The sequence below is a fragment of the Methylophilus sp. VKM B-3414 genome (assembly GCF_032248435.1).
GTDB lineage: Bacteria > Pseudomonadota > Gammaproteobacteria > Burkholderiales > Methylophilaceae > Methylophilus > Methylophilus glucosoxydans.
The window spans coordinates 32,930-51,442 of the sequence record NZ_JAVTLI010000013.1 but is presented as its reverse complement, the minus strand read 5'-3'; the positions used below and the strand labels follow the sequence as shown (position 1 = coordinate 51,442).

17 protein-coding genes and 4 tRNA genes are annotated in these 18,513 nt (G+C 48.4%); 3 read left to right on the top strand and 18 right to left on the bottom strand.

The genetic code is table 11. From position 1 onward, the window contains the following. Window positions 1-105 precede the first annotated feature (105 nt). The 12 genes from Q9292_RS13020 to Q9292_RS12965 form a co-directional block, all read right to left on the bottom strand. Window positions 106-354 (bottom strand): helix-turn-helix domain-containing protein, encoded by a 249-nt coding sequence (locus Q9292_RS13020; protein WP_194746946.1) that lies wholly within the window; start codon window positions 352-354, stop codon window positions 106-108. 201 nt (window positions 355-555) lie between these two features. After that, window positions 556-1,410 (bottom strand): YihY/virulence factor BrkB family protein, encoded by an 855-nt coding sequence (locus tag Q9292_RS13015; RefSeq protein ID WP_275354903.1) that lies wholly within the window; start codon window positions 1,408-1,410, stop codon window positions 556-558. Window positions 1,411-1,670: 260 nt separating this feature from the next. Beyond that, the gene (locus Q9292_RS13010) at window positions 1,671-2,450 is read right to left on the bottom strand and encodes a hypothetical protein (protein WP_313988779.1); all 780 of its coding nucleotides are present in this window, start codon (window positions 2,448-2,450) and stop codon (window positions 1,671-1,673) included. A gap of 2 nt (window positions 2,451-2,452) precedes the next feature. Further along, a complete protein-coding gene (locus tag Q9292_RS13005; protein ID WP_194746949.1) occupies window positions 2,453-2,641 on the bottom strand; it encodes a hypothetical protein in 189 nt (62 codons plus the stop codon). A 259-nt stretch (window positions 2,642-2,900) separates the two neighbouring features. Then, window positions 2,901-4,238: an FMN-binding glutamate synthase family protein gene (locus tag Q9292_RS13000; protein WP_194746950.1), complete on the bottom strand. Its 1,338-nt coding sequence runs from the start codon at window positions 4,236-4,238 to the stop codon at window positions 2,901-2,903. 2 nt (window positions 4,239-4,240) lie between these two features. Next, a complete protein-coding gene (locus Q9292_RS12995) occupies window positions 4,241-4,933 on the bottom strand; it encodes a protein glxC (RefSeq protein ID WP_018987291.1) in 693 nt (230 codons plus the stop codon). Then, the gene (locus Q9292_RS12990) at window positions 4,921-5,817 is read right to left on the bottom strand and encodes a class II glutamine amidotransferase (protein WP_018987290.1); all 897 of its coding nucleotides are present in this window, start codon (window positions 5,815-5,817) and stop codon (window positions 4,921-4,923) included. The genes Q9292_RS12995 and Q9292_RS12990 overlap by 13 nt, the downstream gene beginning before the upstream one ends. A gap of 58 nt (window positions 5,818-5,875) precedes the next feature. Further along, on the bottom strand, window positions 5,876-7,210 hold the full coding sequence (gene glnT / locus Q9292_RS12985; RefSeq protein ID WP_313988773.1) for a type III glutamate--ammonia ligase: 1,335 nt from the start codon (window positions 7,208-7,210) through the stop codon (window positions 5,876-5,878). A 42-nt stretch (window positions 7,211-7,252) separates the two neighbouring features. Further along, a complete protein-coding gene (locus tag Q9292_RS12980) occupies window positions 7,253-7,927 on the bottom strand; it encodes a sarcosine oxidase subunit gamma (RefSeq protein WP_313988770.1) in 675 nt (224 codons plus the stop codon). Window positions 7,928-7,929: 2 nt separating this feature from the next. Then, window positions 7,930-10,824 carry a 2Fe-2S iron-sulfur cluster-binding protein gene (locus Q9292_RS12975; protein ID WP_409934501.1) on the bottom strand — a complete coding sequence of 965 codons (2,895 nt, stop codon included), beginning with the start codon at window positions 10,822-10,824 and terminating at the stop codon, window positions 7,930-7,932. Further along, window positions 10,821-11,081 (bottom strand): sarcosine oxidase subunit delta, encoded by a 261-nt coding sequence (locus Q9292_RS12970; RefSeq protein WP_018987286.1) that lies wholly within the window; start codon window positions 11,079-11,081, stop codon window positions 10,821-10,823. Before Q9292_RS12970 ends, Q9292_RS12975 begins: the two co-directional genes overlap by 4 nt. A gap of 18 nt (window positions 11,082-11,099) precedes the next feature. Further along, the gene (locus Q9292_RS12965; RefSeq protein WP_194746956.1) at window positions 11,100-12,341 is read right to left on the bottom strand and encodes an FAD-dependent oxidoreductase; all 1,242 of its coding nucleotides are present in this window, start codon (window positions 12,339-12,341) and stop codon (window positions 11,100-11,102) included. Between the two features lie 350 nt (window positions 12,342-12,691). On the opposite strand from Q9292_RS12965, the gene Q9292_RS12960 reads away from it, so the two are divergent. From Q9292_RS12960 to Q9292_RS12950, 3 genes are all read left to right on the top strand, one after another. Continuing rightward, window positions 12,692-13,345 (top strand): helix-turn-helix domain-containing protein, encoded by a 654-nt coding sequence (locus tag Q9292_RS12960; protein ID WP_194746957.1) that lies wholly within the window; start codon window positions 12,692-12,694, stop codon window positions 13,343-13,345. Beyond that, entirely contained in the window at window positions 13,330-13,788 is a 459-nt protein-coding gene (locus Q9292_RS12955; RefSeq protein ID WP_275354886.1) for a GNAT family N-acetyltransferase, read from the top strand. Before Q9292_RS12960 ends, Q9292_RS12955 begins: the two co-directional genes overlap by 16 nt. Before the next feature lie 550 nt (window positions 13,789-14,338). Further along, the gene (locus Q9292_RS12950) at window positions 14,339-15,181 is read left to right on the top strand and encodes a PEP-CTERM sorting domain-containing protein (protein ID WP_275354885.1); all 843 of its coding nucleotides are present in this window, start codon (window positions 14,339-14,341) and stop codon (window positions 15,179-15,181) included. Between the two features lie 314 nt (window positions 15,182-15,495). Here the strand turns inward: Q9292_RS12950 and Q9292_RS12945 are convergent. From Q9292_RS12945 to uvrC, 6 genes are all read right to left on the bottom strand, one after another. Beyond that, a tRNA-Leu gene (locus Q9292_RS12945) sits at window positions 15,496-15,582 on the bottom strand. 78 nt (window positions 15,583-15,660) lie between these two features. Then, window positions 15,661-15,736: transfer RNA gene (locus tag Q9292_RS12940), tRNA-Gly, on the bottom strand. 18 nt (window positions 15,737-15,754) lie between these two features. Beyond that, window positions 15,755-15,828: transfer RNA gene (locus Q9292_RS12935), tRNA-Cys, on the bottom strand. Window positions 15,829-15,889: 61 nt separating this feature from the next. Beyond that, window positions 15,890-15,965, bottom strand: a tRNA-Gly gene (locus tag Q9292_RS12930). 106 nt (window positions 15,966-16,071) lie between these two features. After that, window positions 16,072-16,653: a CDP-diacylglycerol--glycerol-3-phosphate 3-phosphatidyltransferase gene (gene pgsA, locus Q9292_RS12925; protein ID WP_275354884.1), complete on the bottom strand. Its 582-nt coding sequence runs from the start codon at window positions 16,651-16,653 to the stop codon at window positions 16,072-16,074. 30 nt (window positions 16,654-16,683) lie between these two features. After that, window positions 16,684-18,483, bottom strand: a complete 1,800-nt coding sequence (uvrC, locus tag Q9292_RS12920; protein ID WP_313988758.1) for an excinuclease ABC subunit UvrC — start codon at window positions 18,481-18,483, stop codon at window positions 16,684-16,686. Window positions 18,484-18,513: the final 30 nt, after the last annotated feature.

The following is an 18,513-nucleotide window of genomic DNA, read 5'->3' as shown; positions in this document are numbered from 1 at the left end:
TGACCGGCAAGAAAACCAGGTGGGATAACAAATATAGCGGAAAGGACAGTCTGGCCAGGGAAGAAGCCTGGCGATGACGACATGTGATCAAGTACAAGGCGATGTTCAGGCAACATGTACCTGCGCGACTGGCAGATCAGGCTCCCAACGGATCAGGGTAAATAAATCGCACTGCAGGTAAGCACACAGCTTGTTCAAGTGCTCGGTACTGGCATTATAGGTCCGGTCTTTGAGCATTCTGTGCAAAGTCATGCGGCTAATCCCGCTTGCATCTGCAATTTCGGTGATGGTGATGGTTCTGCCCCACTCTAATTGTTTTTTTAAAATAACGGTCTTTAACTCTACGTAAATCACACAACTTCCTGACAACTTTTGATTGTTCGCGTGTTTCAAGCGCGATGCCACACTTGGATAAAGTGTAGTCTGCACATGAATGCCTGGGCTTGATCGATATCAATCCTCCTCAACTACGCGACTGCCTGAGGACACAAAACATTATACAATTTTATAAAGTGTTTGCGATACGTGAAAAGACGCATGCTAGGCTGACTTGGTTCAATCAACGTCAATACGCTTTGCCGTGCCCATCACATGCGAATAGGCACGCGTCAATTCGGCGCCCATCAGGAATATCTGCGCGGAGTAATAAACCCAGATCAACAACACCAAAATGGACCCGGCTGCCCCATAGGCACTGGAAAATGCACTGTTGCCGATATAAATGCCAATCAGCCACTTACCGATGGTGAATAAAACTGCCGTAATGATGGCGCCTATCCACACTTCATCCCATTGAATTTGTGCACGTGGCATGGTCTTGTAAATCATGGCGAACATACCAGTCGTCAATGCAAAACTGAACACGGTATTCAGTATCCCCGCAATCAGTATCCAGCCAGAAAACACCGGCGACCACCATTTGCTGATCGCCGCCAGCCCGGCGCTAAACACCAGTGAGACCATGAGCAAAAAGCCTATGCCCAGAATCATGCCAAACGATAACAAGCGCACCCGCAACAAGTGCCACAAGCCGCTGCCTTCCCGCACCGGCGCTTTCCAGATACGGTCCAGCGAATCCTGCAACTCGCCAAACACAGAAGTCGCCCCTACCAGCAATAGCACCACCCCAATGGCAGTGGCAGCAATGCCTTCGGACGGTCGGCTCACGCTTTCTAGCAGTGTTTGTATTGCCACCGCGCCACGTTGCCCCATCAAGCTATTCAACTGGCCAATAATTTCACCGCGCGCAGCCTCCTGCCCAAATACCAGCCCCGCAATTGAAATCACTATCAATAAAAGCGGTGCAATCGAGAACAACGTGTAGTAAGCAAGGGCGGCACCCATGCTTTGTGCGTAATCATCCCGCCAACCGATAAAGGCCGTTTTCACCAGTAGCCAGACTTGTTTCATCCAGATTATCCATGCATAGACTATAAAGACTTGCCGTTTAGCAGCAAGGGGTAGCTTTGCCAACGTTAAACGCAGCAGAAACCTGACTCCAGCATACCCAAGGGCACGGCCACGCCCTATCGGTCAAAGGGGTATCTCGCTGTCAGAAATGGCCGACGGACTGCGCGGCGGCTGACCGCACAGAGTTACGGCGAAGCATGCGGGATTGGTATTCAAAGATTTGTAAGGCATCACCCAACCGTTTGGGATCCGCTTACAGATTAGGTAGTGGCTAGACCTGCTGAAGGTCTACCAGTCTCCTGAAAGGTATCATACACAGAAAAATCAAACTCACGCGCACTGACAATCGACTCTTGCCGGATCACCAGCGGCAAATTGTCGCCGACTTTTTTGTAATCGGTAGTAAACATCACCTGCAACGTGTCTTTGTCGCGATAACCGCTCACAAAAGGCAGAAAACTGATTTCCTGATCCGCACCCTCATTCTCGTTGGGCTCGCCCATAGTGGCCACCCGCCCCACATACACCTTGCGGTCATCCAGCACCAACATCAGGTTGCGATCGTTAATCATCGCCGAAAACAGCAACTGGTCCAAAGGACTGTCAGAAAACAACTCCGACATAATGACAATATCCACTTCTTCATCACTATCGAGCTGCAAATAATGTTTAAGCCGCCAATACACCCACTTTGAAATCAATAACGGCATCAACAATGTCGTCAGGGCAATCACACCTAACAGCACATAGCGTTTTTTATCCCCCTCGGTGAGTCCCAGGCTATCCGGCAGATAACGGGCCAGCAAATCGACATAATCGATACCAAGAGTACGCGTCCCCTCAAACACCGCGATCGCTGACAGATTGATCAACAAAAAATGAAAAATGGCCGCCGAGATCAGGCAGAGAATACCGAGATAGGCCGCTTGCAGGTAAAGATACTGGCCTTCGTATCGATGCAGCTTAAAGAAGTACTGGGGATGGTAATGACAAACAAGAAACCCTGAAACCAATATCAGCAGAACAAATAACACCCCCATGGCTATTTTTGCAGGGGAAGATTCGCAATCTTTGAAGCATCTGCCTGAAAACTGGCTGAATTGACAATGCTGGCCGGGTTAATTGTCACCGTGCCACGACCGACCACTTTTAATGTCGGGTATTTTTTCTTGGCATTTTTGACCTGCTCTGCCAGCAACTTACTATTGGCGCTCATCTTTAGGAATAGCATTTCGACCTCCGTTGGGCTAAGAATGTCGCAATCTCGCAGCCTTGTCAACTATGAGGATGGCTAAGGCTATTTTTGCAGCAGTCTGAAATATTAAACCTTGAATGGAGTAATAGTAACGTTCAAAAACCAACAGCTCTCCTCTACTAGCACATTGGATAGAGTAAAGGCCAAAGGATAACCGTACGATCATCTACCAAACGTCAAGGGACAAGATCTCTTAGCCTTGCCCCTTCTTGCAGTATTGATTAGTCGCTTTATGTCAGAACGAAGACGCGCCTGGAATCCAGTTAGTGCCTGCGAGCGGAACCTTGGCCATCGCAGCGGATTCAATCGTGAGTGCCACCAAATCCTCAGGTTCCAAATTATGCAAGTGAGATTTACCGCATGCTCTAGCAATCACCTGAGCCTCCATCGTCAGCACAGAGAGATAGTTTGCAAGGCGACGGCCAGCTTTCACCGGATCTAAACGCTTCATCAATTCTGGATCTTGTGTAGTAATCCCTGCAGGATCCTTACCTTCATGCCAATCATCATAAGCGCCGGCAGTGGTCCCAAGTTTTTGGTATTCCTCTTCCAGATGTGGATCGTTATCACCCAACGCAATTAATGCAGCGGTGCCGATAGCGACAGCGTCTGCGCCCAACGCCAAGGCTTTAGCGACATCAGCACCATTTCTGATACCACCCGAAACAATCAGCTGAACTTTACGGTGCATACCCATATCTTGCAGCGCCTGAACAGCTGGTCGAATTGCCGCAAGAATAGGGATGCCCACATGTTCAATAAACACCTCTTGTGTGGCAGCGGTCCCACCTTGCATACCATCGAGTACCACAACATCGGCACCCGATTTAACAGCGAGAGTGACATCAAAATATGGACGCGTCGCCCCCACCTTCACATAAATTGGTTTTTCCCAATCTGTGATCTCACGCAGTTCAGCAATCTTAATTTCCAAGTCATCTGGACCAGTCCAGTCTGGATGGCGACATGCAGAACGTTGATCAACGCCTTTAGGCAAGCAACGCATTTTCGCGACACGGTCACTAATTTTCTGGCCCAGCAACATCCCCCCGCCACCAGGCTTCGCGCCTTGGCCAATCACCACTTCAATGGCATCCGCTTTCCGCAGATCATCTGGGTTCATGCCATACCGAGAAGGCAAGTATTGATAGACCAGAATCGAAGACTGACCACGCTCCTCAGGTGTCATACCGCCATCCCCAGTGGTTGTACTGGTACCGACTGCGCTAGCCCCACGGCCCAGCGCCTCTTTTGCTGGCCCAGACAGCGCACCAAAGCTCATGCCCGCAATCGTTACTGGGGTCTTGAGGTGAATAGGTTTCTTGGCATAACGTGTTCCGAGGACCACATCTGTGCCACATTTCTCACGATAGCCTTCAAGTGGGTATCTACTGACAGAAGCCCCCAAGAATAATAGGTCATCGAAATGTGGCAATTTTCGTTTAGCACCCGCGCCACGAATATCATAAATGCCGGTGGCTGCTGCACGGCGAATTTCTGACATCGTTCCCGGATCGAACGTCGCAGAAAAACGCGGTTCTGTTTGCGGAGTTTTTTTAGAGGTGTCGCTCATGATTAATATGCTCCTGCGTTATCAACATGGAAGTTATAGAGAGTGCGTGCAGAGCCAAATAATTTGAAGCTATCCGGATCCACCTCTGCGTGCCCGGATTTGGCCAGAAGATCCACTAAAATATTGCGTGACTCCTGATCCATCTCCTTCTCTTCACAATCGGCACCCAAGCTCTTGACGTTACCGCGCACAAAGAGTCGAGCTTCGTATAATGAGTCGCCTAATGCCTCACCTGCGTCTCCAAGCACCACCAGATTGCCAGCTTGTGCCATGAATGCGGAAAAGCTGCCCACAGAACCGCCAACCACAATATCAGCCCCTTTGAGCGAGATGCCGCAGCGCAGCCCGGCGTCACCGTCAATGATTAACAAACCACCTTGCGCCGTTGCGCCAGCAGCATTAGAAGCGAAGCCTTTCACATGTACCACGCCGGACATCATATTCTCCGCCACACCAGTAGATGCACTGCCGGTCACAGTGACTGTCGCCAGTTGGTTCATGCCTGCGGCGTAATATCCGGCGTGACCATCGATCGTGACATTCACCTCAGCATTGAGGCCGACTGCGATGTTGTGAGCCCCATTGGGGTTGCTAATGACCACGTTTTTACCACTCAACTCTGCTGCAGGACGATGCAGATATTGATTCACGGTACGCAACTCGGTATTTTCCAAGTCAAATTTTAGACTTTCCATACGTACATCTCCTTTGGTGAAGGTTCAAAAACGTGAGCATTCTTCACATCAGGAAGGTGGGCTAAAGAGCGAAACTCTGAAGCGATCGCAACATAATCATCATGCTCGGCGACCACGGCAGGCTTACACGCAAATGGATCCCTCACCAAGGCCAATTGATCTTTGGTACCCATCAGCAATGTATAGAAACCATCCAGCTCGTCGAAACCATGTTCCAGGGCGGTTTTCAAATCGTCACCTTCACGCATACGCCACTCAAGGAAGCGGCAGGCTGCTTCAGTGTCATTGTCGGTTTCAAAATTGATCCCTTCATGTTGCAGCTTGCGACGGAGGCTGTTGGGGTTAGAAAGAGATCCATTGTGCACCAGGCACCAGTCTGTGCCTGCTGTAAAAGGGTGCGCATGCGCTGGCGTAATGGCAGATTCAGTCGCCATCCGTGTATGCCCCACCAAATGCGTGCCACTCAACGCTGGCAAATCATAACGCGCAGCCACATCCGCAGGCAGACCGGTATCTTTGTAAACGTCGATCGATTGCCCCACAGAAAGGATATGAATCTGCGGATAGGCTTGCTTGATCCAGCTTTTTACTTTCACGGTGTCCACTGCGGAGGTGAGAATCGCATGATTCCCCTTCACCGCGAGAGTGACTTGGTCTGAGTGCTCAGAATTAAATGCTTGCTCCAATGCCTTCCAGCTAAAATCTGCCGTCGGTGCATACAGGCTATATTTCAACGCATTTGCATCCACTGGAGATGTAAACACCGCCATGCCAGCAGAGTCCGGCCCTCGCTCTGTCATCCCAATCAGCATCGGCATCATCAATTGGCCGATATTTGCGCGCATACTCTGGTTTTTAACCAACAATCCTACAATCCCACACATCATTTTCTCCTATCAATACTTCATGTTCGATGACCCATGCGTCACGCACATCAAACAATTAAAAGAACTCAACATACCTATCAATTTCCCACTGGGAGACATGCCGTTGATAATCTATCCACTCCATGCGTTTGATCTTTAAAAACTCTTGGGCAAGATTTGCCCCCAGCGCATCCATGATGACCTCATCACTCTCAAGCGCATCCAATGCCTCACCCAGATTCTGCGGAAGGATGCCAATCTTCAACGCTTGAAGTTCCTCGGGGCTGTAATCGTAGAGATTCTCATCATGTCCCTTGCCTGGGTTTAACTGACGGGCAACGCCATCCAAGCCCGCTGCGATCACGGCTGCGGTTGCAAGATATGGATTACAGCTGCCGTCAGGGAGCCGCAGTTCTAAGCGGCCATAAGGAATACGCACCAATGTCGAACGGTTATTGTTACCGTAACTGATATACGCTGGCGCCCACGTTGAACCGGTTAATGAGCGCCCAACGACCAGTCTTTTGTACGAATTTACGGTCGGATTACATAAGGCGGTCAGTGCCGGGGCATGCGCAAGAATCCCACCCAGGAAATGATAGGCCAGGCTAGACAACCCCAAGCCAGAGGGGTCATTGTCGTCTTGGAACAGGCTTTTTTCTCCATCCCCTATGGACATATGCATGTGCATACCATTGCCTGGCCGATTGCTAAATGGCTTAGGCATGAACGAGCAGATCATGCCCATCTCATTGGCGATTTCACTCGCAGCCATCTTGAATAAAATGTAATCGTCTGCACTTTTGAGGCATTCGGAGTAGGTGTAGTTAATTTCAAACTGACCATTCGCATCCTCATGATCAATTTGATAAACATCCATCCCTGCCGCAATCAGCGACTCAGTTAACTTACCTAGATACTCAGAGTGTCTTGTGATCCCTTTATAGTCGTAACATGGTTTTTGCAACGTATCAGTTTCATCAAACGGCTGAATCTGACCCTGTTCGTCACGACGCAGTAATGAGAACTCTGGCTCTAATCCAGTGTAGAAAGTCCATCTACGTTCGGATAACCGGGCAATCTGCTTTTTAAGAACGACGCGTGCATCATATTCATGTGGTTTATTGTTGACATGTCCATCGCACACCAGTCGCGCATAACCAGGTTGCCAAGGCACCAAGCCGATAGTGCTCAGCTCACCAACCGCCATGTAATCAGGGCCATTGGGTGCAATGCCTGTCCCCCAAATTGCACCACCAGCAAAACCTGCGCCCTTCGTCAGGATATCGTTGAGATGCTCAGCCGGCACGGACTTGACCTTGGCTACCCCATGAATATCGACGAATTGGGCAAGGACGTACTTGACCTTGTTTTCCTGCAAAAACTTTTGTGCTTCCTGCAAAGACTTCATTGAGTGCCTCACCTAAAATTTATTAATTAAAATTCGAAACGATCAAGAACTAGTTATCATCTGTTTGAAGTGAACATCCAGGCCAACAGCGCCTCCGCCAAACTCCCCGGCGATTTCGGTGAGCGTGCTCCACATGTAGTTACCATAGCTACCATCGCACCATAAGCGGTAGACCAGCTCCCCATTCAGCAATTGGCGGATTAAAGTCACAGACACGCCAGCCACACTGGTCATCAACACAGCATCCGCAGCAAATGCGCTTTCACTCAGGTCTAGTGCACAAATTTCACTGAATGCACTGCGGAAATGCACGCCGCTCAGGATGAACGAAGCGTCATAACGCGCCACTTCATAAAGATGCTCTGATGCATCATTTGCATTGATTGCAATCTTCCCCTGGTGGAAACCTTCTAATAAAAATTCACTCCGCCCAAGTCTTAACACCAATCCTCCAGCGTGATCTTTACGCCATGTATTGGGTGCTTTTGGTATGGTAAATCCTTGGGATTCAAGCCACTCAACGGCCTTTGCGCCTTTAATGCCTACTCTGGAAAATGCGCTCACATCACAAATACCGAGCTTCTTCATCCGTTGCATCTCGATATCCGTATTTTCATAACTTAGAACGATTTCCATCCCGTTCAAGATTGCTTTCTTCATCGTTAACCCTGACTGCGCAAAACTGACGGGGGAGTGTCGGTCAAATACCATTTCCATATTTAATCCCCTTCAATAAATGGTGACTGGACAACATAGGCCTCCACCATCTGGCCGCTGTCAGTTCTAATACTCAAGACGTCACCCAACGTTGTATTCGCTGGGGATACATATGCAAACCCGATGAATCTTTGCAGTGTAGGACTCAACGATAGACTGGTGACCCTGCCCTCAATCTGGCCACTTTTGCTGATCACTAAATTACATTCACATGGCAGAGGGCCCTGGAAATCTGGCTTAAACGAAAAAGCCACCAGTTTTTTTAGCAGAGGACGTTTGCGGATAATTTGCAAACTGCGTTTACCGATAAAGAAAGGTTTATTGAGGTTGATGGCCCAGTCAGCACCAAGCTCAAAGGGGTTGGTAAGACCGTCGGTATCATGCCCAACTAATGGGTGGCCCATTTCCAATCGAAGCAATCTTTGTGCCTCTGTCCCAAATGGTTTAACACGCTCATCAACGCTTCCACTGTCTAGCAGCAAACTCCACAACTTAAGCACAGATGAAGCAGGCACATGAATCTCATAGGCCTGGTTAGAGACGAATCCAACGCGAATCACTCGTGCCTTTATTTCTGCTATGGACGTATCGGCCACTGCACCTAATAAAAACTGGTCTTCAGAGAGATCCAAAAGGGTGATTTTCTGCAGCACCTTTCTGGCTAATGGCCCGGCAATGTTCACCGCGCCATATGCGCCCGTGACATTGATGAAAGTCACATTCAGGCCCCAAATCTGATTCCACCGCTGCATCTCACGGTAAACCGCGGCTGCATTGCTGGTACTTGCGGTCACATAGAAGAAATTTTCTCCGATCCGGCAAGCGACACCGTCATCTACCATTACCCCTGATTCGTCCAGCATTAAGGCATATCGGGAGCGCCCAAGCCTTTGATCTTTAAAATTACCAGTGTAGAAACGTTCCAAAAATTCAGCGGCATTGGCGCCATGAATCTCTATCTTGCCCAAGGTACTGACATCAATGATGCCCGCTGCACTTCTGACGGCTTTTGCTTCGTTCTGGATAGACTGCTCTTTGGTTTGCCCATCCACTTTGTAGTAAGCTGGACGTTTCCATGCGCCAACATCCGTGAACACTGCACCGTGTTCTGCGTGCCACTGATGCAGCGGGGTATCTCGATGAGGATGCAACCCCCTGCCTGCCAAATGACCTATTGGTGTGGGATGAAAGAAGGGCCGTGCAGTCGTCGTGCCAATTTTATTGACTGGAAGACTTCTAATGCGCGCCAGAATACGAATCGCATTCATGTTTGAATGCTTGCCCTGGCTAGGCCCCATGCCAACTGTCGTGAAACGCTTCATTAATTCGATGTTATCGAAGCCTTCCTGAGCCGCATGAATGAAATCTTTTACGCTGATATCCTCGTCGAAATCTACAAAGTTTTTACCTTTGGGATGCATCACAATCGGATAAGGATGGCTAGGCGATGAGCCGGAAAAACTGTCTACTGTGGTCTCGTTTCCAACATACCCCAAATACTTGAGGGCATCAGAGGCAGCACGGGCGCCATCCTGGAGGCGTTGATTCAAGCCAAAAACACCGTTTACCTTACCTGCAGCGAAAATGCCATTGGGCAGTTTTGACGGTACGAATTGGTGTATTTGATCGTCATAACGCATGCCGGTGCCAGCCTGATAAAGCAATGCAGCAGCAGGCGCCCAGCCTGCACACATGACGATACCGTCACAGTCAATCTGTATGGATTTCCGAATATCGGCCTGCGCAGAGGCTTCATCGTAATCCGCAACAATCGCGCCTTTGACGCCTAACTTGCCGGATACCGGCACAGCCTCATAGATGCAAGCACCGTTATGGATTGGTATGCCTTTATTTGCGACCACACTGGAAATGGCATCTGTCTCTCCATCCGCTCGCATATCAACAATCGCCGCGACCTCTACGCCAGATGCAATCAGATCAAGCGCTACACGGTAACCATGGCTATTAGCGGTGACGACTAAGCCTTTCAAGAATGGCTTAACGGCATATCGTGCCATGAGACGTTGCGCGGCGGAACCAAGCATAACACCCGGTAGATCGTTGTTTCTGAACACAGGAGGTTGCTCAAAGGCGCCACTGGCAACAATCACAGCTTTAGCACGTACTTTTGTGATTCCAGATTCGTCTACGATCGGGATCAGATGATCAGCATAATATCCGGCTGCATAAGCGTTAGTTTTCACTGTTAAATTAGGCAGGCTTTGTGCTTCACTCACCATATTTGCTAACTGTTCGTGATGCGCTGAATTGCCTGCATTGTCGTAAGCAAAACTTCCGCCGGGGTTGGCATTTTCATCCACCAACAGAACCTCTAAGCCTTCACGGGCTGCAGTCAAAGCAGCAGATAACCCTGCAGGGCCAGCGCCAACCACAATGAGATCGTAATGCGCATGCTGTTTCTTTTTTAAGAGCCGTGGATAGTTAAAGTTCACCACGCCCAAACCAGCTGCATTGCGAATGATGCGCTCCCAAAATGGAAACAAACCACGTGGGGTATGAAATGCTTTGTAATAAAAACCAACGGGTAAGAGCGCCGATATCGAATCAAGAAAGCGCTTCTTATCCGCCATCACCCCGCCGTCAACATTCACTACTTGGAGTTTCATCCCCGCTTTAACCTGAACAACATCGGCTCGGATATTGGTATCGACACCATCTGTCACCATGATATTGACGTCATGATTTGCCAGGGTAAAAATGCCTCTGGGCCGATGGTATTTAAAACTACGCCCTAACACTTTCTCGCCAGCAGCCCACAAGGCGCTGCTAATCGTATCCCCTTCAAAACCCTCATATTCCTTACCTTCAAATGAGAATTTAATTTTGTTGTTCCGATTGATCCACTCACCGGAAGTATTTTGCAACCTCATGCTCATTTAGCAGCTTCCTGTTCGTATAAGTATGTACGTGCTACGTTGTCGGTTAAGGTGTCTCTTTCTGCAACAAACCAGGTTCCGCTAGGTGAGTGATACCACCATTCTTTTTTTAGCCCTGGCGCGCCATTACGGTTATAAACATAATCGGCCCACTCTTTGTCGCTGCATTCAGCTTCGGGCATATCACGAAGTTCACCACCAAAGACAAATTCGCTTAGTGGTCTCACGCCATTAATCGGGCAAGTAAGTAATTTCATTTCTAATCTTCCTGATGCTTAGTGACCGACCGAAGCCGCACCTTTTTCGCCAGTCAATTCGTACTCTTCAAATCTTGAAAGTCTGAAAGGCTTGATGAGATCTGGCGCCATATCGTTAGCAATCGTGGCAGCCATCGTTTTTCCACTGATCGGTGTGGCCTTGAATCCCCATGTTCCCCAGCCAGCATCGAGGTAAAACCCTTCCACCGGTGTCTTGCCCATAATGGGAGAGAAGTCAGGGGTCATGTCTGCCATGCCGCCCCACTGCCTGACGATCTTCACATTGGAGAGGAATGGGAACATGTCTAACATGTGAGACGTCAGTCCCTCCACAAAGTCTAAAGAAGACCTGGTCGAATGAACCTCATAGGGATCCAACGAAGACCCCATGACCAATTCGCCACGGGAAGATTGACTGACGTAGACATGCAAGCTACCGGAAACCAGGATTGAATCCAGCCAGGGTTTCATTGGCTCAGTCACACAGGCTTGCAATGGATGAATGACAATAGGCGTATCAATGCCAGCCATTTTGCAGATGCGGGGAGTGAACCCTGCCACCGCTGAAAGCACTCTGGGGGTAGAGATATAGCCTCGGCTCGTTTGTACCCCTTGAACCTTACCGCCCTTGATATCGATGCCAGTCACTTCTGTACTCTGAAATATATCGACACCTAACCTATCGGCGCCGCGGGCGTAACCCCAAGCGACAGCATCATGCCGAGCCACAGAACCTGGCCCATGATACAAAGCCCCGAGAATGGGCGCATGGCCACTGCAGCTGATGTCTAGCTGGGGGCAGGCTTTTGAGATCTCATCCGGACCAACGACATAACTATCCACGCCCACATGTTTATTGACCTCAGCACGCCAACGCATTGTCCGCATCGCTGACTCTGTATGCGCCAATGTGAAATGGCCGCGCGTTGAATAGAATAGATTGATATCTAACTCTTCGGACAAACCTTCGTATATTTTGACGCTGGCATCATAGAAGTTCACGCCCTCTGGGGTCAGGTAATTAGACCTGACAATGGTGGTATTGCGGCCGGTGTTGCCTCCACCCAAGTAACCCTTTTCAAGCACGGCAATATTAGTCATGCCATGGTCTTTAGCCAGATAGTAGGCTGCAGCCAAACCGTGTCCGCCTCCGCCAATAATGACTGCGTCGTAACTTTTCTTAGGGGTCACATTCTCCCTAAAAAACCGAGTCTCTTTGTACTCTTTACTCAACGCATATTTAAGCAATCTTAGAGGCATTCAACGCTCCGCAACGATCCAATATCAATCTCGACATGAAAATTTTATTCCCAGCAGGAAACAACAATTCCATTTATACGCATTGCAAAAACCGCTGTCAACGGCTTTATGAATATTTTTTTCCTGTCAGGAATAAATTTACCTATTTTGCAATGATTTGGTGCATAATTTGGTCTGATGAACACATTTAGAGCATGTGAATATTCTTAAAAAAGTGGCTGAGGATGGGTTAATGACTAAGAAAGAGTTAGTCAATTAATTCTCCAGCAGGAGCTTGATTTGCCGTCACTTGATTTATTGGGCCTGTGATAATTGAACGAGAAGAATGGATATGGGAGTTTTAGCCGCCAATGACCTCTGATTTGAAAAAAAATGTTGTCCCTATTACTGAAACAGAATCCAAACCTTTGGGTAAACACTTGGGGAATGTCATTAAAGAGGTCAGAAAACAACATGGCCTGACCATTGCTGATGTCGCTGAGAGAGCGAATATTAGTGTTGGAATGTTCAGTAAAATTGAGAATGGTCATGTATCGACTAGTCTTGAAACATTGGAACAAGTAGCCAACGCGCTTGGCGTAACGCTTTCAAGGCTGTTCCGCGACTACAACGCTCCCTCAGGAAATGCACAATTCGTTAAAAAAGGGCATGGTATGGAAGTGGTACGCCGCGGCACAAAGCTCGGCCACACATATCATTTATTAGCCTATGACCAAGGGCCTCAAAAGACTTTTGAGCCGTTCTTGATCACGCTGGAAGATCAGGCAGAAGAATTCCCCCCTTTTGAACATGGCGGGACTGAATTTATTCATATGCTGGAGGGGGTATTAGAGTACAAGGTAGGCTTGGAGACTTTCTTACTTGAGCCAGGCGACTCACTGACCTTTAGAGGAGACCAGCCGCATCAGCCAGCCAAGCTCATAGAGGTCCCAATCCGTTTCCTGGCTATTATTCATCACGACCCAGTTGATCATTCAGGAGGCAGTGAGTGGACGCAGTCATAAGTATTCGAGATGCACAAGAAAAAGATGCCGCTCAACTAGCCAACCTTCTACATGCGCTATTTAGTATAGAAGCCGATTTCAAACCGGACATGGAGAAACAAAAAGCCGGTTTAACTATGCTGATATCACAACCAGAACATGGGGTAATCAAGGCGGCATTTACAGAAGACGGGAAACTGATTGGAATGGTTAGCGCGCAACTAGTCATCTCTACTGCACAAGGAGCACGCTCTGCTTGGGTAGAGGACATGGTCGTTCATGCAGAATTTAGACAGCAAGGAATTGGTAAAAAATTACTGCAGTCGGCATTAGATTGGGCAAAAGAAAAAGGAGCGACTCGTGCCCAGCTATTGGTCGATATTGAAAATGAACCCGCGATAGGGTATTACCGGCACCTGGGTTGGGAAAGCACTCAGTTAAATGCGAGAAGATTATTTTTATAATTGTTGTACATTTTTAACTAGTCATCTCTCACCGACTAAGGTGAGAAAGCATGCTCATTCACCAAACTACTGTTTTCTCAGTGCCTATTTTGTCACTAGGTAGAAATGAAAACGGAGCTTGCCCCACCTAAATGGATATCTGGACCTCACCCGCGCTGTTAGACAACCGAATACATGAATCCCACACCAACCCCACAGCATGCATAAAAAATACAGTCATTCACAGACAGGTGTAGAAAAATTTGAAAATGAAAAACCAGCCTAATTAGCCAGAATATATAAGGGAAGTATTGGTGCCGGAGCCTGAACCGAATGTTGCGTTTATGCCAAATATTTAAGCCATTCCATTAAAATACTACATTGTAGTTATACACAATGTTATACATTTTTATAAAAGTCACAGTCTTTAAATCTCATCTCTAAGAACCTCTAATAGCCCATTCGGGCCATAACAATAGACTTTTTGCTTTAACTTAACTTAGGCATAATCGCGAGGGACGTTATTACGCCGTTTTACAAAAATCAAAAATAATTTAGGAGAGGTAGTTTTATGGCTTCAACAATAAAAAAAGCAATTCTCGCAGCATCCATCGCATTAATCAGTTTCAACGCACAAGCCACCTTAACTTCTTATAATTCTAATGGTAAGGATTTAGTTTACAGCTCGGTGAGTGATGCTACTTGGACAAAAGATGGCAACCTACTTGGTAGCATGATTGCAAATTATGGTTTTAATACTGTGGTAAATAATATTTTAAGTGCTAGCCCGACCATCTCAAACTATCCTAACTATTACAGTCCCACCGGAACATATACGCTTAGTGCCGATGATTTCAGTGACACTCAACTAGGTAGAACCACTTGGTTTGGTGCTATGGCATTTGCCAATTATTTAAACAGTATCAGTTATGGAGGTAGTACGCATTGGGAGATACCTACATTCACCAACCCCACTTTTTGTTTTGACAGCGTTGGGGGATCAAATTGTGGATATAACGTAGCTACGAATGGAACAATCGGTGGCGATGAATTACCAGAGCTATTTCATCTGGAATTAGGCAGTAACTCCTTCCGAGATAGAAATGGTTTTAATGTCATAGACCTTGGCCTTCCTTTTGGGATCCAGGATCTCGATAATAAATTTGATAACGAGATGTTTGATGGATATTGGTCTGGTTCAGAATATGGACAACCAAATACAGAAAATACTATTTCATGGTATTTTTTAATGAGTGCTGGTTCAAGGTCAACCAACTACAAGAATGCTTTACTCTATGCTTGGGCTATTACTCCAGGTCAGATCACTATCGTCCCAGAGCCCGAAAGCCTAATGATGCTATTTGCAGGCTTAGGTTTGCTAGGTATTGCAGTACGCCGTAATAAACAAGCATAACTAACACCTGATAAAACAAAGGCCGGGATAACCGGCCTTTATTATTTGTAGGCATGAGAGTTCGAGTCACTTCTTTTTCCACCCTATCTAATACGCCTGATTTCGCGTCAGGTGTATGGCCTAAGTTAATGCCTAGGAGTGGCTTTTGGTGTTGAGTGAAAAATATTCGTGAGTCAAGATAACCCAAAATTAAAATAGTTGCAACTCAGCTCGCCCCACAATTGCGCCACAGTGCGAATGAAAAATAGAGATATTCAAAGAAAAATGAAAAAACAAAAAAACCAGCTAAGTCGCTGGTTTATTTGAGTTTTTACTGGTGCCCGGAGCCGGAATCGAACCGGCACAGCCGTTAAGCCGAGGGATTTTAAGTCCCTTGTGTCTACCAGTTTCACCATCCGGGCGGTAGGTCTAGCAAGCTTTGTATTCTAACACTGTCGTCTATTTTGCATAGCGGCCAGAATGTGTGCTTGAGAGAAATTTGGAGCGGGAAACGAGTCTCGAACTCGCGACCTCAACCTTGGCAAGGTTGCGCTCTACCAACTGAGCTATTCCCGCATATTTACTACATGAGACTGGAGGCGCGAGCCGGAGTCGAACCGGCCTAAACGGCTTTGCAGGCCGCGGCATAACCGCTTTGCTATCGCGCCAGAACCAACAACATAAAAACAACTTATGTTAAAAAGGGAAAGCGGCGCTTTCCCCAGAATTTGGAGCGGGAAACGAGTCTCGAACTCGCGACCTCAACCTTGGCAAGGTTGCGCTCTACCAACTGAGCTATTCCCGCGTATTTCCTTACGTCATGTGTCGTAAAGAAGCTGGCATTTTAATGATTTTGAGACCGGTGTCAAGGAAGATTTTGAAAATAATATGTCTTTTTTCGCCTTGCTTTTTTAGATGGTTTCGCGTATCGCCGGCCACGCCGCGCGCAGGTAGTAACCCATGGAGATCAGGGTCAGCAAGGCGGCAATCACAATGAGCCATTCACCCAGCCACTGGATGTTGATGCCAAACAGCGGATCAAACCAAAGTAGCAGGATGATAGCGACCATTTGTGCGGCGGTTTTGATTTTCCCAACCATGGCGACCGCAACATTGGCACTTTTGCCTATGCTGGCCATCCACTCGCGCAAGGCACTGATGGCAATTTCGCGGCCGATGATAATCAATGCAACGACAGCGCCGACCCGGTGCAACTCCACCAGCACAATCAAGGCGGCGGCCACCATCAGCTTGTCAGCTACGGGGTCAAGAAACGCGCCAAACTTGGACATTTGGTGATATTTGCGGGCCCAGTAGCCATCCAGCCAGTCGGTGAATGAGGCCAGAATAAACACACTTGCAGCGGTGAGGTTTACCCAGTGTGCTGGCAGCCCGTCGCTGGCGATGGCATTCGCGGGCAAAAAGAAGATACCAACAAACACCGGGATCATCGCGATGCGTAGCAGGGTGAGTATATTGGGGACATTCCACATGGTTATTTTGCTCAGGGCTGTTGCAATGGCTTAATGCAATCGTTCGTATATGGTTTGCGCCAGTGCCAGGCTAATGCCTTCGACTTGTGCAATCTCGTCTATGCTAGCACTTTTTATCGCATCCAGGCCACCAAATCGCGTCAACAAGGCTTTGCGGCGCTTGGCCCCTACCCCTTCAATCTCCTCCAGGCTAGAGGTAATGCGCGCTTTGGCGCGCTTGGCCCGGTGGCCGGTAATGGCAAACCGGTGTGCCTCATCGCGGATTTGTTGTAGCAGGTGCAGGCCGGGATTATCCACGGGTAAATTCAGCATTTCGCCGGTGTCGGAGAAAATCATGGTTTCGAGACCCGGTTTGCGCTCTTCTCCCTTGGCAATACCAATCAGCAGGATATCGTCCAAACCGACCTCCTGCATGACCTCCATCGCCACGCCCAACTGGCCCTTGCCACCATCAATAAAAATCAGGTCAGGGCGCTTGCCCTCGCCCGCAGCGACTTTTTTATAGCGCCGGGTCAGCACATCCCGCATCGCAGCATAATCATCGCCTGGCGTGATACCAGTGACGTTATAGCGGCGGTATTCACTGTTTTGCATATCACCACGGTCAAACACCACGCAACTGCCCACCGTAGCTTCCCCCATGGTATGGCTGATATCAAAGCACTCAATGCGCTCGGTGTTCTCGGCCAGGTTAAGCGCCTCACGCAAAGAGAGCAAGCGTGCCTGCTGATTGGCCGAAGTCGCCAACCGTTGTTGTAGTGCCAACTCGGCATTCGTCTGAGCCATTTTGAGCCAGACTTTTTTATCGCCAATGGCATTGGTCAGCACGCGGATTTTGCGTTCAGCCTGCTCGCTGAGCATGGTTTCAAACTCGGTTTTGTCGATCTCTGCCCCGCACACCAGCAAAGGCGGCGTGTTTTGCGCCACATAATATTGGGTAATAAACGCCTCTACCGTTTCTACCAGCTCGGCATCCTGCGCGTTCTTGGGGAAAAAGCTCTTGTCGCCCAAATGGCGCCCGCCACGGATCATCACCAGGTTAATGCAGTGCTGCCCCTCAATCTCGGCGCAGGCAATCACATCCGCATCACTCACGCTAAAGTCACTCACAAACTGCTTGGCCTGTACCTGACGCAAGGCCTGAATACGGTCACGCAACACCGCCGCCTGCTCATACTCCATCGCCTCAGCTGCGGTATTCATCCCATCCGCCAAAGAATCAATCACCTCACTGGTTTTGCCTAGCAAAAATAACGCCGCGTGGCGCACATCACTCGCATAGTCTTCCTGCGAAATCAGGTTCACACACGGCGCAGTACACCGCGCAATCTGATACTGCAAACAAGGCCGTGACCGATTGGCAAACACCGTGTTTTCACAGGTGCGCAGCTTAAACACCTTTTGCAGTAACTGTATGCTCTCACGTACCGCAGGCGAGCTGGGGAAAGGCCCAAAATACTGATGCCCCTTGCGCTGCGTACCGCGGTGAAACGCCAGCCGCGGAAACGCATCGCCCGTCAGGCTAATATAGGGATAAGACTTATCGTCGCGAAACAACACGTTGTAACGCGGCATGATGCTCTTGATAAGGTTATTCTCAAGCAGCAACGCCTCAGCCTCAGAGCGCGTCACTGTGGTCTCGATATTGGTAATCTGCGACACCATCATTTTGGTACGCGGACTAGCAAGATTTTTATTAAAGTAACTTGAAACCCGCTTTTTTAAATCTTTGGCCTTACCGACATAGATCACAGTATTTTCCGCATTGAGCATGCGGTAAACGCCGGGCAGGTTTGGAAGGTTTTTCAGGATGGGTTTGGGGTCAAACATCTAAGTATTTTAACACCAGATATTCACTCG

Bases quoted from the DNA above. Each gene is read 5' to 3' on its own strand.
- Q9292_RS13015 (WP_275354903.1), bottom strand. From the start codon at position 1,410: ATGAAACAAGTCTGGCTACTGGTGAAAACGGCCTTTATCGGTTGGCGG.
- Q9292_RS13010 (WP_313988779.1), bottom strand. From the start codon at position 2,450: ATGGGGGTGTTATTTGTTCTGCTGATATTGGTTTCAGGGTTTCTTGTT.
- Q9292_RS13005 (WP_194746949.1), bottom strand. From the start codon at position 2,641: ATGCTATTCCTAAAGATGAGCGCCAATAGTAAGTTGCTGGCAGAGCAG.
- Q9292_RS13000 (WP_194746950.1), bottom strand. From the start codon at position 4,238: ATGAGCGACACCTCTAAAAAAACTCCGCAAACAGAACCGCGTTTTTCT.
- Q9292_RS12995 (WP_018987291.1), bottom strand. From the start codon at position 4,933: ATGGAAAGTCTAAAATTTGACTTGGAAAATACCGAGTTGCGTACCGTG.
- Q9292_RS12990 (WP_018987290.1), bottom strand. From the start codon at position 5,817: ATGTGTGGGATTGTAGGATTGTTGGTTAAAAACCAGAGTATGCGCGCA.
- glnT (WP_313988773.1), bottom strand. From the start codon at position 7,210: ATGAAGTCTTTGCAGGAAGCACAAAAGTTTTTGCAGGAAAACAAGGTC.
- Q9292_RS12980 (WP_313988770.1), bottom strand. From the start codon at position 7,927: ATGGAAATGGTATTTGACCGACACTCCCCCGTCAGTTTTGCGCAGTCA.
- Q9292_RS12975 (WP_409934501.1), bottom strand. From the start codon at position 10,824: ATGAGCATGAGGTTGCAAAATACTTCCGGTGAGTGGATCAATCGGAAC.
- Q9292_RS12970 (WP_018987286.1), bottom strand. From the start codon at position 11,081: ATGAAATTACTTACTTGCCCGATTAATGGCGTGAGACCACTAAGCGAA.
- Q9292_RS12965 (WP_194746956.1), bottom strand. From the start codon at position 12,341: ATGCCTCTAAGATTGCTTAAATATGCGTTGAGTAAAGAGTACAAAGAG.
- Q9292_RS12960 (WP_194746957.1), top strand. From the start codon at position 12,692: ATGACCTCTGATTTGAAAAAAAATGTTGTCCCTATTACTGAAACAGAA.
- Q9292_RS12950 (WP_275354885.1), top strand. From the start codon at position 14,339: ATGGCTTCAACAATAAAAAAAGCAATTCTCGCAGCATCCATCGCATTA.
- pgsA (WP_275354884.1), bottom strand. From the start codon at position 16,653: ATGTGGAATGTCCCCAATATACTCACCCTGCTACGCATCGCGATGATC.
- uvrC (WP_313988758.1), bottom strand. From the start codon at position 18,483: ATGTTTGACCCCAAACCCATCCTGAAAAACCTTCCAAACCTGCCCGGC.